Below are 17465 nucleotides of genomic sequence, written 5' to 3'. Positions count from 1 at the left end.
GAGTGGAAGTGGGCGGCCTTCGTTAAGATATGCTCCACAACACTAATCCGAAATCAACCAGTCGATTTCTCCCCCATTTGTAGCATGAGAGGGTACGGCTATGCTAAGGGGCATTCACAACCGATTAGCACTGTAATAAAACAGAAAAGTTTAGTTCCATGAGTTCATTTCTTTCTATAATCAGAGAACAAAAATAGCGCAGGCAGAATACGGAGACTCCTATGGGAACAGCACGAGCCGAAGACCCCGCAGGAAAGCGACTTTTGCTTTCCGAGGAGGCTAAGGCCGTGCCCATGGAAAGCGCAGTATTCTGCCGGAGCGAATGACAACACTTCTCAAAAAAAGAATGGAACAACGCAAAGCCCTGTCCAGTTACTTCGCAGTTTATGGTTTGTGCGCAATTTTGAGCTTTCTTAAATTAAAAAAACTTAAATCCGTTTCAGTTGTGATTGAAACGGATTTAAGCTTGTTAGTCTTTTTTTAGACAGTGTTTCTTAATATTGATCCATATTTATTTCTTGTTTCGGTTTTCGGACAAGTCCCATAATACCGGCTATAATATAGAAGATACCTGCGAATATTGCGCCACCAAAAGTAATGATTGTTGTCACTCCGCCTACCACGAGTAAAATGATACTTGCCGCTTTTGGTTTACTGTTTCCTTTAAAGAAGATCATCGCAACAATACCTGCAACAATAGCAATAATTGAACCTACGATCAACACGGTTCCAATCGAACCCATCCAATCCAAAAACACCTGTGCATCTGCCATATCACTTTCCGTAAGTGACGGATCCTGCAGGAAGTCCTGCATCAATTCATCTTCACCTTCTAACATGCGAAACAATCCGCCAAATAAAGCTCCCAGTGAATATACAAATGCTCCTATAATCGCTAATACTACCTCGACTGTTCGTTTCATTATTCTCTACTCCCCTTATATATATTAATTTCCTGCAATATCACGCTTTGTAAATGATAGCCATGAAACTAGTAAAAACAACACAAAGTAAATAACTAGCACTGTAATAGAAAATCCTAGTGTCATACTGTCAATAATCGGACTGCCATTACCAAAATATTGGCCCAAATTTGTATTAGCAAATAAAATATATTTTGCCCAATCGTACTCTGCTACAAAGTTAATAATGGTAGTTCCTGTAAACATTAAGAATATGGCTAACCCTATCGCCATTGCACTACTTCTAAACAATGTCGAAATCATAAAAGCAAATGTTGCCATCATAATTAAATTTACCATATTTAAGCCATATTGTGTTAGTATTTCTGTAAAAATAGAGACTTCTTCTATTCCACCTGCACCCATTTGAACTAAATCAGGGTTCCAACTATTGATACCGAAGAAGATAGCACCGATGACTAAACTAATAATAAATAAAAAGATAAGCATAGATACAGACAAGATGAGCACCGATACAAATTTCGAAAATAAAATTTTGGTTCTGGATATCGGGCGAATTAATAATAATTTGATTGTTCCCCAGCGATATTCATTAGAAATAATGCCAGCTGCCACAATAATTGTAAATAAACTGATAATCATGGATACCTCGGCGTTCGCAAGGGTGAATTGCCAAGCATCATAGGGATGAGGCTTGATATCATTCTCTATATGATATTCATTAATTGCTATTTCAGAATCAAATCCTACATATTCCTGTTCCTCGCTCACCTCAAGGAATTCCTCATTTTCTTGAGTAAGCTGCTCTTTCCAATTCTCACTATATGTTTCTTCGTTTGCATCTCCAAAGACAAATACAATGAGAGCCGCAACAAGTAGAATGCCTGCCAAAATGATAAACATGGACCAAGTACCGAATCGCGAATAAAGCTTCATTTGTTCATTTTTTAATAACGATATAAAGTTAAGCAATGGTATTCTCTCCAATCAACTCAAAGAATTTATCTTCCAATCTACTACGTTCTACTGCTACCTCATAGATTGCTATATCTTCCTCCACTAATTTTCTCACCAATTGTGGTACTGAACTTTTTGGAAGATTTGCCACCACACGCTCTTGAACTATTTTGGTTTCGAGTTCAAGTTGATCTTGGAGAATAGTCATCGCCTTTTCGTTATCGTCAAGGTCTAGTTTGACAGTAACATCGTCATTCTCTGTACTTGTATCCTGCACTTCTTCTACTGTAATTAACTCACCATTCTTAATAATACCAATTCGATCGCACATTAATTCTATTTCAGATAGTAAGTGACTGGATACGATAACCGATACCTGTTCTTTTTCTGCCATATTTCTTATGTAACTTCTTATTTCACGTATACCAGACGGATCCAAACCATTAGTTGGTTCATCTAATATTAAGATAGAAGGATTATGTAGTAATGCTTGGGCGATCCCCATTCTCTGCCTCATACCTAATGAATATTTACCAACCTTCTCATTAACTGCTTTTTCTAAACCTACTAATCTAATTACTTCTTTTATTCTTTCATCAGTAATTCCCGGTATCATGCGAGCATAGTGTTTAAGGTTTTTCCACCCCGTCATAAAAGGATACATTTCTGGATTTTCTACAATAGCTCCCACATGCCTGATTGCTTCTTTAAAGTTATTTTTAATACTGATTCCATTAATTTTAATATCACCTGATGTAATATTCATTAAACCAACCATCATGCGAATAGTAGTCGTTTTACCCGCTCCGTTAGGTCCTAAAAACCCGAACACTTCACCTTTTTTAATCGTAAAATTCAAACCTTTGATAATCTGTTTGTTTCCTATTGATTTATGCACATCTTGTAATTCCATTGATGTGGTCATATCGCACCTCCTCTTTACTCCATATTCTATACGTAATAACACCGTATTTCGTTTCATATTCACTTGATTTTCTAGCAACTTTCTATTATGATACTATATATAACAACTAATGTTAGGTAAGATAACATTAAAAAAGAAGCAGTCCGCATATACTACTTCTTTTAAAGTTGTTATCTATCTTATTTGTTCTATCTTTATTGGCAGTTGCCCTTAGGCAGCTGCTCTTTTTTTGGTTTTGGGTAAATATGAAAAGAAAGCTGCCCATTAATATATATTTTTTATTATTTTGATTATTTTTGTCTGGCCGCACCATGTCTCACTGACCCAATACCATTTCCAAACGCCAATGCATGCTCAATAGCGACATGTACAAACTGTTTACTCGTCTCAATGGCCTCTGTCATCGGTACATTTTTCGCCAACTCCGCTGTTAGACAAGCAGCAAATGTACAGCCGGCTCCACTGGTATGTACAGTGTCAATCAAAGGCATTCGAAATACCTCAAACACCTGTCCGTCAAAATAAATATCAACTGCCTGACCTGCAACATTGCCAGCCTTTAATAAAACTGATTGAGGTTTGAGATCATATAACTCCTTCGTCGCTTCTTTTAGAGCATCCAGCTCCGACGGAATTTCTCGACCTAATAATTTCTCTGCTTCTAACCGATTTGGTGTAATAACTGTTGCTTGCGGAATTAATTGTTCCTTTAATACTTCAATCGCATCATCTGCTAATAGTTGTGACCCCATTTTCCCAATCATTACTGGATCTACTACTTTATATTGTACAGGAATATCCTCAAGCAATCGACTTACTTTTTCAATAATTTCAGTAGAAAAAAGCATACCTGTTTTAACAGCATCTACACCAACCATCTCTGTGGCAGCGTAAAATTGTGCTTCAATCTCTTCTATATTCCGAATAAAAATCCCTTGATTCATTTTTGAATTATTAGCCACTGTTGCCGTAATTACTGACATACCATATACATCTCGTTCCTGAAATGTCTTCAGATCCGCTTGAATACCAGCACTTCCCTGAGCAGCAGCTCCAGCTATTGTTAATACTCGTTTCATTTGTAACACCTCGATGTCTGACTTCGATTAAATAATGATGAAAAACCAGATAATCATGATCAATTGAATAATAATTTTTGCGAAGGTTCCGCTTAGAAATCCAATTAAGGACCCTAGCGCTGCCTTAAATGCTTCTTGTGTTGTTTTTTTCTGAACCATTTCCGTTACAATCACTAATACAAATGGAACAATAATAATACCGAATGGCGGGATAATAAATGAACCAACAATCACCCCGACAGCTGCCATCCGCTCTCCTGTCTTACTGCCTCCAAATTTCTTAACAAAATAGCTATTAGCAATAATATCGGAAAATATCAACAGTAATGTTAAAACAGCCATCGCCACCCAAAAGATCCATCCAATATTCTCAGCCGTAAGTGCAAATTGATAAATAAAAAAGCCAATCCATATCACCAGTACTGACGGAATGATCGGAAAAATAACTCCCGCAAATGCCAATATAAAACAAGCGATAATCAATATCCACCAAACAATTTCCATATCTCAAAACTCCAATCTACAATTTAGAAAAACCCTTTACAACACTAGATAAAGTGAGACTATCATCAGCAAGTGTTTCACGAAAGATTTGTCGATTATCACCCATAAAAGATCACAACAAAGTCACCAATGTTCTTTTTCCATTATGTTTTTCTAATAGTATAAAAAGATCTTACAAGGAAATCCCTGTAAGATCAAGTTTGTTTACTGATTGGCTAAAAAGTCAGCATATGCTTTCACATATGGAGGTAAATCTGGTGGGCGACGGCTCGAAATAAGATGTCCATCTGTTACGACCGGTTCGTCACTCCATAAGCTACCGGCATTCGTCATATCATCTTTAATGCCTGGTGTACTGGTTACTTTTTTGCCACGTAAAATACCAGCAGAAACCAGCACCCATCCCGCATGGCAAATTTGGCCGATCGGTTTTTTCGCTTGATCCATATAACGGACCATTTCTAATACTTCCGGGAATCTTCTTAGTTTATCTGGTGCCCATCCACCTGGCACTAAGATACCATCATAATCTTCTGCATTTATATCGGAAAAAGCATAATCAGAATTTGCTGGAACACCATATTTTCCAATATATTTTTGATTGGCTTCTTTTCCTATCAGATCTACTGTTGCACCCTCTTCACGCAAACGTAAAATAGGGTACCATAGTTCTAAGTCTTCAAAATCTTCGTCCACTAGAGCAATTACTTTTTTATTTTCAAGACGCACAATATTACCTCCTTCACTTTGATAGTATTAGTGTATCAAAAGTGACCCCATATTATCGAATCATTGCATCCGCGCAAAATAATTTGCGTGGTTTAAAAAAGTACCTGCTGTAGTCTGCGGATTAACGGATTGACTAATGGCTGAAATGACAGAGACTCCATCGGCACCAGCTTGCATCAGTCGAATCACGTGTCCTAAGTGGATACCACCAATAGCCACAATCGGTAGGTCTCCGACTCGTTTTCTTATGTCTTGTAAACCTTCAGCTCCAATTGGTTTTTTCGCATCTTCCTTGGTATTCGTGCTATATATTGGACCAACGCCGATATAGTCTGCGCCATCTTTTTTTGCCTGAACTGCTTCCTTGATTTTCGTCGATGACACTCCAACAACCCAATTGTTGGGAATCACTTTTCTCACTTCATCTATCGACATATCGTCCTGTCCTACATGAACACCATCTGCCTCTATCTCTAGCGCTAATTCAATGTCATCATTCACTAAAAAAGGGACATGATATAAATGACATAGCTCTTTCATCTGCATCGCCAATTGTTTTTTATCCTCTCCCTGTAGTGCACTGTGACCTTTTTCGCGAAACTGAAACAGAGTAACCCCACCCTTTAACGCTTCTTCCAACACATATAAAGGGTCTCCCTCTGTATTATTACTTCCGAGAATAAAATAGACTTGCAATAAATTACGTTCCATTGTTCAGAGACTCCTATTTATCCGTTTTTTCTTGCTGATTGCTGCTCCATCTACTTCAAACAGTTGATCCAGGAAAGCTACTTGAAAACTACCTGGATATGCATGCTTTTCTGCTGCTTTTTCTGCTGCCACATTATAATAGCTAATGGCATCACTCATTGCTTCTGTCACATGATCACTTACCGATATGAAGGCCGCAATAACAGCTGATAATAAACAGCCTGCACCAGTAACTTTTGTTAGGAGTGGATGGCCATTTGAAATACTAACTTGCGCACCCTGATCAACAACTACGTCTTTTTCTCCTGTGATAGCAAGCGGTATTTGTAATGTTTCAAAAGCTAACTTAGCTAATTTTTGTACATCGATATCACTTGAACCTTCAACACCACGAACTTGCGCATCTACTCCCGCTAAATTAGCAATTTCCCCTGCATTACCTCTGATACATGTTACCTTTACTTCCTGTAAGATACGGTTTGCGGAATCTGTGCGGAATGTGGTGGCACCCACTCCAACCGGGTCTAACACTACAGGTACTCCTGCTTGATTGGCAGATTTACCTGCTAAAATCATCGCATCGACTTGTTCTTTTGTTAATGTTCCAATATTTAATACGACAGCACTTGCAATCCGCGCCATCTCTTCCACTTCTTCTTTGGCATGCGCCATTACAGGTGCTGCACCAACAGCATATAAGCCATTCGCTGTAAAATTCATAACTACTTGATTTGTAATATTATGAATCAATGGTTGCTGCTTTCTTACTTCTTCAATTAAATGACTCACTTAGATGTCTCCCTTTGTTGGGGTAGTCCTTTTAACCTGTAGCCCCAATGATTTGTTGGACCATATCCATGGCCTAATTCCAACGGATATTGAATGGCATCTGTAATAACATCCTTGCCGATGACTACTGCATCTTTTACTGTCTTGCCTTTTGCAAGCTCAGCAGTAATGGCAGCTGAAAAGGTGCAGCCGGTTCCATGCGTATGTTTCGTATCAAAACGATCTGCCTTTAAATAGTGAATATTTTCACCATCATATAAAACATCCACAGCTTCCCCCTTTAGATGACCACCTTTAACAACAGCAGCTTCTGCACCTAAATCATCCACAATTACTTTCGCTGCTTTTTCTGCATCTTGATTATGATGAATTTCGAAACCTACCAAAATTTCCGCTTCTGGTACATTTGGTGTTACTACTGTAGCAAGAGGAATCAACGTATTACGAATTACTTGCCTTGATGTTTCGTCCATCAAGGAATCACCACTTTTCGCTACCATTACCGGATCAATAACATAAGGAATATTAGATTTCGCTAGTTTTCCAGCTATCAATTTCATCATATCGACAGTAGCAATCATCCCTGTCTTGATTGCTTGTGGCTGAATATCTGTTAACACGGCATCTAATTGTTTTTCAATAAAATCAACACTCAAATGCTGTACATCTTGAACACCTAGTGTGTTTTGCGCTACTACGGAGGTAATAACACTCATACCATAAACTTCTTGCTCTTGAAACACTTTTAAGTCGGCCTGAATACCGGCACCACCTGAAGGATCGGTTCCAGCTATCGTGAGTGCTGATGCCACTTTATCCATTTCTATTTCCCCTTTCCATCTAACGAAAATGGCCACGTTTCCACCTTATAAGCCATCTCCCAGAATAAGTACTCTAACTGACAGCTTTTAATAAAGGCTAGCTTTGCTTGTTCTTTTTCCGCTTCTCCGACTTGTTCAGCCCATTTATCTAAACGCTCGCATAGTTCTGTTGTAACGGACGCTGTTTCTTCTTTTGCATAAAATGTAATCCATTCATAAAAAGGATGTTCTTCTGTTGGTTGGTATTTATCTGTTAACTCATGTCCGATTTCCAAATAAGTCCATGGGCAAGGTAACAATGCTGCAATTAATTCGCCTATACTTCCTTGCTGTGCTACGCTTTTCATGTGTGCTACATAGTGATCAGCTGTCGGCGGCAGAGGGTATCCTTGCAATTCATCATAGTCAACTCCTGCAACACGACACAAATTATGATGGGGATGAATTTCACTATTTAAAATAAAACCGATTTTTTCATAAAAATAGGTCATATCTTCTCTTGTACTACTTTTCGCAATTGCAATACCATAAATGTTCATAAACGCATTAAGGTACTCAAAATCCGCTTTCACATAATGAATGATCGCTTCTTTGTGTAGATTCCCTTCCCCAATTCCAACTACAAAAGGATGTTGAAAAATACCTTGGTAAATATCATCTGCCGCTACACGCAATTCTTGACTAAATGTCATTTCTCCTGCCTCCAGATAAATAATATTTTCCATAATAAAAGCCGCTCGCGGTTAGCGGAGCGGCTTTTTGAATTGTTTATATCAAAAAATAAGATGCATGTATTCCACACATCATCCGACTCCGCTTTCCTACGCTGGTTTTAACCAGTTCAGGTTCAAAGGGATTAAGAACACTATTCTTATCTCAGCTGCTCGTGCAGCACCCCTAGCGGAATTTTATTATGAAGTTATTACCAATTAAACACGGAAACGATAAATTGTCAAGTTTCCCGTCACCTAATTAATAATCCCAAATGAATCAATCGGCCAGATACGCATTTTAACATCTCCAATGACGGCCTCTTCGTCAATAAAGCCAAATTCACGACTATCTTTACTAACTCTCCGATTATCGCCTAACACAAATAATTTGCCTTCAGGAACATTTTCCTTACCAGTCAATTCTTTAAGTGTAAAATCATTTGTCAGCTGTTGACCTTCAGAAAGTGCTGATTTGGAGTCATCAAGATATACTTCTTCATAGAGCTCCCCATCAATATATAGGTTATCATCTCTCATTTCGAGCTTATCACCAGGAAAGCCTATTACTCTCTTCACATAATTATCTTTCGAATCCGGTGCTTCGAAGGCAATTTCGTCAAAACGATTTATTTCACTTATCTTACTTAAAATAATCCGGTCTCCGTTTTCTAAGTTCGGCATCATCGATTCACCTTTCACGACGGAGGGTGTAATCAAAAAGTGCCGACACAGAAATACGATAATAACAGCAACCAACAAAGCCTTCAACCATGAAAGTAATTCTTTAACGACCTTATTCTCCATATAGACCTTCCTTCATCATAGATAACTTCCACTTGAGATTCATGTATGTTATTCTATTATAATGCAAATTCTACTGATAGTTTATTACTTATTTTAGCATATTCTGTATGACAGTTGTTAATAAAAACATAGAAATAAGGTGAAAAAATGGAAAGAGATTCACTTTTAACAAAAAAACATTATACGTTCCTTTTTATCATTGGCATTATTCTTTTAGCCTTTAATTTGAGACCTGCAATCACTTCTGTCGGTCCCATTATTGGAATTATTCGTGAAGATTTATCAATTAGCAATTGGAGTGCAGGCTTTTTAACCAGTCTGCCACTCATCGCCTTTGCCTTTATGTCACCTATTGCACCACGGATTGCCAATCGGACCAGCAACGAAAAAGCATTACTTTATGGTCTTATTACATTATTAATTGGTATTTGCATTCGTTCTACAGCATCCATTACATTATTATTCGTCGGTACCGTATTAATTGGTGTCGGCATTGCGATCATTAACGTCATATTACCAAGCCTTATCAAAAGTAATTTCCCAGGTAAAATTGGTTTAATGACCGGCGTTTATACAACATCCATGTCTATTTTTGCAGCATTAGCCTCTGGTTTAAGTGTACCACTGACCACAACGGCTGGACTTGGCTGGAATTGGTCTTTAGCCAGCTGGAGTATATTAACGATTATCGGTATTATTATCTGGCTATTTACAATGAATAAAGCGCCACTTAAAGAAGATAGTGAACTGTACGAACCAAGTACAGTCCAATTATTACGCTCACCTGTTGCCTGGCAAGTCACCTGTTTTATGGGATTACAGTCTTTTTTATTTTATGTGACGATATCATGGTTAGCTGAAATATTAATTTCCAATGGGTTTTCAGGATCAGTTGCTGGATGGTATGTAGCATACATGCAATTTATTAGCCTGCCTGCTACTTTCTTCACACCTGTTATTGCAGGAAAACTAAAAAACCAACAACCGGTCGTTGCAGTTTTTGGGTTGTCTGGGCTAATCGGCTATAGCATATTGTATTTTGAGCCTGGTGTAATCGGATCAACCATTGCTATTACGTTCATTGGAATTATGTTAGGGGCAAGTATAAGTTTAGCATTAGCCTTGCTTGGACTAAGAACCTCTAATGCCAGACAAGCTGCTGAATTATCAGGTATGTCCCAATCTTTTGGTTACCTGTTAGCATCGGTTGGACCGATAGTCATCGGCCTTATCTTTGACATAACAAACCATTGGCAACCTTCTATTATAACGATACTATTTGTTACATTAGTTATGATTGGATTCGGTTTAGGGGCAAGTAGAAATAAAAAAGTATTACAATCATGAAGATAAAGCAAAACTGCTATAAGTGGGGACTTTACAGAAGATTAACACCGTGATAAAACTAATGTAAATTATAATGAAAGTAACTTTACCCAGCTGTACATCGGGTGTATACTAGATTTATGAATAAGAAATGGAGATGGTTGAACTTATGAGAAAATCTCTCATTCTTGTCATGATGATGTTAACCATTTCTTACTTAATCTCATTATCAAGTCATCAATCTGATGTAACATTAAATATAGAATTAAACGATGAACTACATGCTACTTATTATTATGATGCAGATCATCATGATTCAGCTGCAGACAAAGGTATTTTAAATGAAGACCGAGTATTGATTGGAACATTACTACTTTTCACGGTTATTTACTCTCTTCAACAATCGTTTGTATCTCGACATTATCTACATGCGGTGTTTTATCAATCTAATTATCTGATCACATTTGTACCCCTTCCACAAAACTAAACTGAAGGAGGTATAATCATGTGGTTTAGATTCTTTATCATCGGTCTATTCTCTTTTGCAGCAGTGAGTGTCTGGCTGTACCAGGGAATTGAAGTTTTTCATGCTTTTTCAGATTACTTTAAAAATCGTTCGTAATAAAGTGAGACTTCTTTTGATTCTAATTATTGAAGTGGAGTATTATGTAAGATATTTCACCATGATAAGAAAAGAGCACGGTGTTTAGGAACACCGTGCTCTTTCTATATTTATACAGCTTTCGTTTTTAATTCTACATCAATATTGCCTCTTGTTGCTTTGGAGTATGGACAGAAGTCATGTGCTTGCTTTGCCAATTCTTCTGCTTCCTCTTGTGATACGCCTTTGATTTCTACGTTTAGTACCACACCAATTTTGAATCCTCCGTCAGCTTCATCTTTTATTAAGCTAACTTCTGACGTAATAGCAGATTCAATCTCTTTTTTTTGTTTTGATGCCATTAGATTCAAAGCACCGTCATAGCATGCAGAATAACCTGCAGCAAATAATTGTTCTGGATTAGAGCCTGTCCCATCACCATCACCAGCTGGATTTACCAGGTTTAAATCAATTAAACCGTCATCTGATTTTACATGACCGTCACGGCCACCTTGTGCAGTTGCTTTGGATGTAAATAATTTGTTACTCACTCTATCCACTCCTTCAAATTAATTAGAACACTTGCTTTTGTTCTATATTATTCATTCTACCAATACTATTCCTGTTCCTTCAATTATTAAACACTTTATTGAATCAGAATGGAGAAATTTATCTACTTTGCCAAGCTATTCTTTCTTGTACATAAAAGCATAATACTTTACACAAACTGAGATTATTGCCATATTTAAAAGTGAATGTTGATTCCAAGGAGGTAAGCAAATGCAAAACTTTATTTTTCATAACCCTACGAAGTTATATTTCGGTCAAGGGCAATTAGAAAACTTACAAACAGAATTACAAGGTTACGGAGATAATATTCTTCTTGTCTACGGTGGCGGAAGTATTAAACGAAACGGATTATATGACCAGGTCATTGATATATTGAAGAAAGAAAATAAAAATGTATCTGAATTAAGCGGTGTTGAACCAAACCCACGTGTAACCACAGCACGTAAAGGAATTGAAATTTGCAAAGAAGAAAAAATAGATTTCATCCTTGCTGTTGGTGGCGGTAGTACAATTGACTGTACAAAAGCAATAGCTGCAGGTGCCACATCAAATGATGATATTTGGGATATTGTTACAAAAAAAACGACCACAACAGATGCACTTCCATTTGGTACGGTTTTAACTCTGGCAGCCACTGGGTCAGAAATGAACAATGGATCTGTAATCACAAATTGGGAAACAAATGAAAAACATGGTTGGGGCAGTCCTTATACCTTCCCTGCTTTCTCGATTTTGGATCCTGTATTCACTAAAACAGTGCCAAAAGACCAAACGGTTTATGGCATGGTAGATATTATGTCACACGCACTTGAGCATTATTTCCATCATGAAGCAAATACATTATTACAGGATCGTATGGTAGAAGGAATTCTACAAACGATGGTAGAAACAGCTCCAAAATTATTAGAAGATCCTGAAAATGAAGAGTATCGTGCAACAGTTTTATATAATGGTACGATGGCATTAAACGGGATGGTAAACATGGGTTATCATGGTGACTGGGCAACACATAACCTGGAACATGCCGTTTCAGCAGTACATGACATTCCACATGGTGGCGGTCTAGCGATCCTATTCCCAAATTGGATGGAATATGCGATCGATGAAAACGTAAGTCGTTTTAAACAATTAGCAGTACGTGTATTTGATGTTGATCCAAACGGTAAGTCAGATAAAGAAGTTGGCTTAGAAGGAATCGCTAAACTTCGAGCATTCTGGAATAGTATTGACGCGCCATCTCGCCTAGCTGATTATGATATTAGTGAGGACACTCTCGAGGAAATGGCAGACAAAACCGTGATCGCAAGACCTGAATTCGGTAATTTCAAGAATCTAAATCGCGATGATGCGATTGCCATTTATAAGGCTTCCTTATAAATGAATAATCCTTAGAGGGGTAACAGAAAATTGACAAATCATGCACCTTCCATTATTAGGAACTACCTAATGATGGAAGGTGCATTTTTTATTGACTAAATTTAGTCAATAAAGGAATCTTTGACACTACTATTGTATTTATTTAAAAGAAATAATGAACTGGTATTTACGATATGAACAACACAAAATTGCACACCTCTATAACCCCTTCCTTCTAGTAATTGACAAACTTTCAAAACACATATAACATATAATTGATAACGATAATCATTTTCGTTAGAGGGGGGTGGATTTCCAAAACAGGCAACATAACATTCTTGTCGGCTATGGTGATATTGTCATCATCTATTCTCAACACCATTACAGTTATGGAAGATCTATAGTGATAAAACAATTGCACAAATATTTAAAGCGAGAAGTAGAGCCATTTTTAGAAGGACAACTTATTCGTTAATCCACTTCAAAAATAATCCTACAGATCAAGATAGTGCCACAAATAATCAGCTTCCCACTGATTGATGTAACTGTGTGCACGTTATTACATATGAACGCCTTCATACTAAGCAACAATCGGCAGTCTTAAAAAAATTATAAAGCAACTGATTAGACATTTACAACAATTGGATGGTATTCCTCTAGAAGTGATGACAACAACCTACAAGAGGTATTCCAGATGAGAACAAAATGGACGTCATATCCTTTAATCAAAATCCATTTTAGTAGCATTATACTAAATATAAGGACTGTATCAATCTATTAAACTAGACACAGACTGAATAGATTGCAAATTTTTACAAATTGGAGTTGTTAATGATGAAAAAAATTATGATTATTTTACTATTGGGCATCCTTGTCTTAGCTGGATGTATGCAAAAGAGCGATGAAACAACCGCTTCGGAAACAGAAGAAACAGAAAGCCAAAGCATTATGATTGAAGATGGGTTTGGTCAACAAACATTTGATGAAGTTCCAAAAAGAGTTGTGGCATTAGAATGGAGTATAGTAGAAGAATTGTTAGCATTAGGCATACAGCCTGTAGGGGTAGCTGATATTGAGAATTTTAATAAATGGGTTACAATAGATGCTCAATTAGATGATAGTGTCACAGAAGTAGGACTTCGAACAGAACCAAACATAGAAGAAATCGCTAACCTAAATCCAGATGTCATTATTGGTAAAAAAGGGCATCAAGGCGATTTCAAAGAAGAACTTGAGAAAGTTGCACCTGTGGTAATGTATGATAGTACATCACAAGAAGCACAGGAAGATTTATATGCCCATATGATAGATACATTACAGAAGACTGCAACATTGGTTGGAAAAGAACAAAAAGCAGAAGATCGCATTACTCATTTAAAGGAAAGCATGCAAGAAGCGAAGGAAAACATTGAAGCTGCTAATCTACCAATGACAGATTTTGTTTTTACACAAGCTTATTCAGTGAATCAGACACCAACTTTTCGACTATTCACACCAAACTCTCTTGTAAGCCAAGTACTTGAAGGTGTTGGCTTAACAAATAAAATTCAAGATCAAGGTGTACAATCTAGTGGTTTTGTTGAATCTAATGTGGAAACTGTTTCTAATTATGAGGAAGCATTATTCTTACATACAGTACAAAAAGATGATCCACTATTTGATAACTTAGCAGGAAATGAAGCATGGAATTCACTTTATTTTGTACAAGAAGGTGCGATGTATGATGTTGGTGCAGGCATATGGACTTTCGGAAGTGTTTTATCTATGGAAACAATGATTGACCACGTAGAAGAAGCTCTTGTGAAGTGATACAATGAATGTTAAGTCTTTTTTATTATTCATTGGAAGTGTACTATTATTTCTCGTCCTTGGACTAATTCATGTTAGCCAAGGTCAAGCTTCTTCTGACTTTTTTTCTTTTTGGATAGAAGTATGGCAAGATGAGCAACAAATGAATTTTTTATTATACAGTCGTATGCCGCGTTTTGTTATTGGGTGCTTGGCTGGGGCTTCATTGGCTGTCGCTGGAATGCTATTACAAACAATGACAAAAAACCCCCTCGCAAGTGCTAGTACGTTGGGGATTCACGCAGGGGCTTATTTTTTTGTCGTGTTATTCACCATTTTCTTCCCTAGTATAAGTGGTACCTATCCAATCTTAGTCACCATGACAGGTGGTTTAATTGCAGCACTTTGTGTAACGTTTCTTGTTGGTAAATCACTTGACCCGGTTAGAATTGCTCTAACAGGTATGATTGTAACAATGCTGTTTTCTTCTTTTACAAGTGCTTTGCAATTATTATTTGAGAACGAAGTATCCGGCCTTTTTCTATGGGGAGCTGGTACATTAATACAATTGGACTGGACTGGCGTACAATTCGCTACACCGTGGATTTTATCAACACTGTTACTAGCTCTTATTGTAAGTCGTCGCTTTGATATTTTGTTATTAGGTGATGACACCGCAATTGGTTTAGGACAGAATATTACATTAAGCAAAGTGTTAGGCTGGATCATTGCAATATTACTTGCGGCCGTGACCGTAACTGTTGTTGGTCCGATCGGATTTGTTGGTATCATCGCCCCTCATTTAGTACGTTTAATGGGGATTAGACTACATCGTACAATGATTCTTGCTAATATAGTAGTAGGAGCTAGTTTACTGATTGCTGCCGATATCTTAGTACGGCTGGTTTCCCCAACATCCGAGATACCTGTAGGCGCTATGACAGCAATTGTCGGTGCTCCTTGGCTTGTGTATTTAGCATTAAAAATGAGTTCTCGTATACAGTCTGCTGGAAGTGCTTTAGAAGGAAAGGTACGGATTACGCGTTTCAAGTTCTTTTATTCTATATTAGCTGTTGCTGTGGGATTATTAATTATCATCAGTTTATCATTTGGAGGTACAAGCTTTACAAAATTAGTAGACCTACCACATGAACTAATGTTCAACAGTTTCGTATGGGATTTCCGTGTACCGCGTGTCTTAGTAAGCTTCGGTATTGGAATGATGATGGCGATAAGTGGCCTATTAATGCAAACAGTACTACGGAATCCCCTTGCCGATGCCTCTGTGCTTGGTATTACTTCAGGGGCAAGTGTATTTGCTGTATTATTGTTGATCGTATTTCCTCAAGCACCTTTTATTTTCGTGCCACTAGGCGCTTTAATTGGTGCATTATTAACCATGGGAATCGTATTATTAATTAGTGCCAAAAGTGGCTTTCAACCAATGATTCTGTTATTAATGGGGATCGCTATATCAGCTGTTGGAGCAGCGATTATTCAAATTTTATTAGTCAGAGCAAACATCCATGCTTCCCAGGCATTAACATGGCTTGCGGGTAGTACATATGGGGTGAACTGGAGTCATTTCCTTATTTTAATCATCTCCATGATCATTATACTACCGCTCATACTGTCTTATGCCGATACATTTGAGATATTATCATTCGACGATAGCATCTCCCTGGGCTTAGGAGTAAAAACATCTAGAATGAGACTACTGATGATCATTCTTGGTGTGGTATTAGCTGCTATTAGTGTCTCAGCTGTTGGGGCCATCAGTTTTGTAGGTTTGCTTGCACCACATATTGCTAGACAACTTGTTGGACCTAAATTATTACGATTATTGCCATTAACATTGGCTGTTGGTGGTATTTTACTTCTTACCGCTGATTTTCTAGGTCGCTTTTTACTTGCACCAAAAGAAATTCCAGCAGGTATTATCGTATCATTAATCGGAGCACCTTACTTACTATATTTATTAAAGAAAACAAATACTGTAAAGAGTAAATAATGAGTAGCCTACCGCCTTGGAAGTGATGCTTTAACTTTGTTTATTCAAAACCCTCACTCTTCTCCTAAATTACCAAAAAACAGTGACTGATAATTTTGTTATCAGTCACTGTTTTTATTTTCATCCGTCTTGTCCGATGAATTTTCGGTAGTCTCTTCTTTTTCTTCATTATATTCCTGCTCACCCGGTAATGGATCAATGGTTTGCTTATATCCATACCCTTTATTTAAAGTCAAAATCGACAGTGCTAATACACCGATCACTATAATAATACAAACAATAATGACAACCCACATGCTCCGTATCCTTCCCTTTCATTTGAAATAAGTCCCATTATAACACAACACCACATCGTGAACTAATTCACAATAAAAGGAACAAGTCGATACAAACTGCGACATAGTGAAAATTTTCTCCAATCCTGATTTTTGATAAGTGGTTGGGTTACGCTCCGGCAGAATACTTTGCTTTCCGTGGGCACGGCCTCAGCCTCCTCAAAAAGCAAAGTGCGCTTTTCTGTGGGGTCTTCAGCTCGCGCTGTTCCCACAGGAGTCTGCGTATTCTGCCTGCGCTAGTAGTGATTTTCTGATTATTACAAGAATATAACACTCATAAAATTATATTCTATGGATTCCTCTTACTTGATCAAGAAACTACTCTAAGCTGCGGAAAAATGCGATACTTGATCGTCCTGCTCTTCGAAAAGGAACAGTCTGAAGACCCCGCAGTGAGCGTTCTTTGCTCGCGAGGAGGCTGCAGCGTTCCCTGACGGCATAGAAAACACTACGAAAGCGATCCTGCTTGAGTAGATGTTGCACTTGTGCCCTTGGTGAAAGGGAGTGTTTTCACGCAGCGTCG

At 37.7% G+C, this 17465-nt stretch carries 19 protein-coding genes and 1 riboswitch; of the genes, 6 read left to right on the top strand and 13 right to left on the bottom strand.

All coding sequences use genetic code 11. The annotated features are described in order from the left end of the window. Positions 1 to 494: 494 nt before the first annotated feature. The 11 genes from BM121_RS11725 to lepB form a co-directional block, all read right to left on the bottom strand. A complete protein-coding gene (locus tag BM121_RS11725; RefSeq protein ID WP_091483824.1) occupies positions 495 to 923 on the bottom strand; it encodes a DUF4064 domain-containing protein in 429 nt (142 codons plus the stop codon). 24 nt (positions 924 to 947) lie between these two features. Next, positions 948 to 1895: an ABC transporter permease gene (locus tag BM121_RS11720; protein WP_091483823.1), complete on the bottom strand. Its 948-nt coding sequence runs from the start codon at positions 1893 to 1895 to the stop codon at positions 948 to 950. Beyond that, positions 1888 to 2805 (bottom strand): ABC transporter ATP-binding protein, encoded by a 918-nt coding sequence (locus BM121_RS11715; protein ID WP_091483822.1) that lies wholly within the window; start codon positions 2803 to 2805, stop codon positions 1888 to 1890. Before BM121_RS11715 ends, BM121_RS11720 begins: the two co-directional genes overlap by 8 nt. A gap of 290 nt (positions 2806 to 3095) precedes the next feature. After that, positions 3096 to 3884, bottom strand: a complete 789-nt coding sequence (gene thiD, locus BM121_RS11710) for a bifunctional hydroxymethylpyrimidine kinase/phosphomethylpyrimidine kinase (RefSeq protein ID WP_091483821.1) — start codon at positions 3882 to 3884, stop codon at positions 3096 to 3098. A gap of 27 nt (positions 3885 to 3911) precedes the next feature. After that, positions 3912 to 4388: a DUF456 domain-containing protein gene (locus BM121_RS11705; protein WP_091483820.1), complete on the bottom strand. Its 477-nt coding sequence runs from the start codon at positions 4386 to 4388 to the stop codon at positions 3912 to 3914. A gap of 204 nt (positions 4389 to 4592) precedes the next feature. Further along, entirely contained in the window at positions 4593 to 5117 is a 525-nt protein-coding gene (locus tag BM121_RS11700) for a type 1 glutamine amidotransferase domain-containing protein (RefSeq protein WP_091483819.1), read from the bottom strand. Positions 5118 to 5177: 60 nt separating this feature from the next. Then, positions 5178 to 5828 (bottom strand): thiamine phosphate synthase, encoded by a 651-nt coding sequence (gene thiE / locus BM121_RS11695; RefSeq protein ID WP_091483818.1) that lies wholly within the window; start codon positions 5826 to 5828, stop codon positions 5178 to 5180. Positions 5829 to 5831: 3 nt separating this feature from the next. Continuing rightward, positions 5832 to 6617 (bottom strand): hydroxyethylthiazole kinase, encoded by a 786-nt coding sequence (gene thiM, locus BM121_RS11690; RefSeq protein ID WP_091483817.1) that lies wholly within the window; start codon positions 6615 to 6617, stop codon positions 5832 to 5834. After that, positions 6614 to 7438 carry a bifunctional hydroxymethylpyrimidine kinase/phosphomethylpyrimidine kinase gene (gene thiD, locus BM121_RS11685; protein WP_091483816.1) on the bottom strand — a complete coding sequence of 275 codons (825 nt, stop codon included), beginning with the start codon at positions 7436 to 7438 and terminating at the stop codon, positions 6614 to 6616. The genes thiM and thiD (BM121_RS11685) overlap by 4 nt, the downstream gene beginning before the upstream one ends. Positions 7439 to 7440: 2 nt before the next feature. Beyond that, complete coding sequence (gene tenA, locus BM121_RS11680) at positions 7441 to 8130, bottom strand: thiaminase II (RefSeq protein WP_091483815.1); 690 nt, start codon at positions 8128 to 8130, stop codon at positions 7441 to 7443. Positions 8131 to 8239: 109 nt separating this feature from the next. Then, positions 8240 to 8347, bottom strand: a riboswitch (TPP riboswitch). Positions 8348 to 8406: 59 nt separating this feature from the next. Beyond that, entirely contained in the window at positions 8407 to 8955 is a 549-nt protein-coding gene (gene lepB, locus BM121_RS11675) for a signal peptidase I (protein ID WP_091483814.1), read from the bottom strand. A 147-nt stretch (positions 8956 to 9102) separates the two neighbouring features. On the opposite strand from lepB, the gene BM121_RS11670 reads away from it, so the two are divergent. Both BM121_RS11670 and BM121_RS11665 read left to right on the top strand, forming a co-directional pair. After that, positions 9103 to 10302, top strand: coding sequence for a CynX/NimT family MFS transporter (locus BM121_RS11670; protein WP_091483813.1), 1200 nt, complete (start codon positions 9103 to 9105; stop codon positions 10300 to 10302). A 148-nt stretch (positions 10303 to 10450) separates the two neighbouring features. After that, positions 10451 to 10768, top strand: coding sequence for a hypothetical protein (locus tag BM121_RS11665; RefSeq protein WP_091483812.1), 318 nt, complete (start codon positions 10451 to 10453; stop codon positions 10766 to 10768). Positions 10769 to 11013: 245 nt separating this feature from the next. Here the strand turns inward: BM121_RS11665 and BM121_RS11660 are convergent, their stop codons facing one another. Then, positions 11014 to 11433: an organic hydroperoxide resistance protein gene (locus BM121_RS11660; protein ID WP_091483811.1), complete on the bottom strand. Its 420-nt coding sequence runs from the start codon at positions 11431 to 11433 to the stop codon at positions 11014 to 11016. Between the two features lie 229 nt (positions 11434 to 11662). On the opposite strand from BM121_RS11660, the gene BM121_RS11655 reads away from it, so the two are divergent. From BM121_RS11655 to BM121_RS11645, 4 genes are all read left to right on the top strand, one after another. Further along, positions 11663 to 12829 (top strand): iron-containing alcohol dehydrogenase, encoded by a 1167-nt coding sequence (locus BM121_RS11655; RefSeq protein WP_091483810.1) that lies wholly within the window; start codon positions 11663 to 11665, stop codon positions 12827 to 12829. A gap of 286 nt (positions 12830 to 13115) precedes the next feature. Further along, entirely contained in the window at positions 13116 to 13283 is a 168-nt protein-coding gene (locus tag BM121_RS22290; protein WP_217649314.1) for a hypothetical protein, read from the top strand. Between the two features lie 359 nt (positions 13284 to 13642). Further along, positions 13643 to 14617, top strand: coding sequence for an ABC transporter substrate-binding protein (locus tag BM121_RS11650; protein ID WP_245780790.1), 975 nt, complete (start codon positions 13643 to 13645; stop codon positions 14615 to 14617). A 4-nt stretch (positions 14618 to 14621) separates the two neighbouring features. Continuing rightward, positions 14622 to 16607: an iron ABC transporter permease gene (locus BM121_RS11645; RefSeq protein WP_091483808.1), complete on the top strand. Its 1986-nt coding sequence runs from the start codon at positions 14622 to 14624 to the stop codon at positions 16605 to 16607. Between the two features lie 101 nt (positions 16608 to 16708). Here the strand turns inward: BM121_RS11645 and ytzI are convergent, their stop codons facing one another. Further along, positions 16709 to 16903: a YtzI protein gene (gene ytzI, locus BM121_RS11640; protein WP_091483807.1), complete on the bottom strand. Its 195-nt coding sequence runs from the start codon at positions 16901 to 16903 to the stop codon at positions 16709 to 16711. Positions 16904 to 17465 lie beyond the last annotated feature (562 nt).

The sequence above is a fragment of the Gracilibacillus orientalis genome, from assembly GCF_900114645.1.
Classification (GTDB): Bacteria; Bacillota; Bacilli; order Bacillales; family Amphibacillaceae; genus Gracilibacillus; species Gracilibacillus orientalis.
Note: the sequence above shows the minus strand (reverse complement) of the source record. Positions and strands in the feature narration are given on the sequence as shown.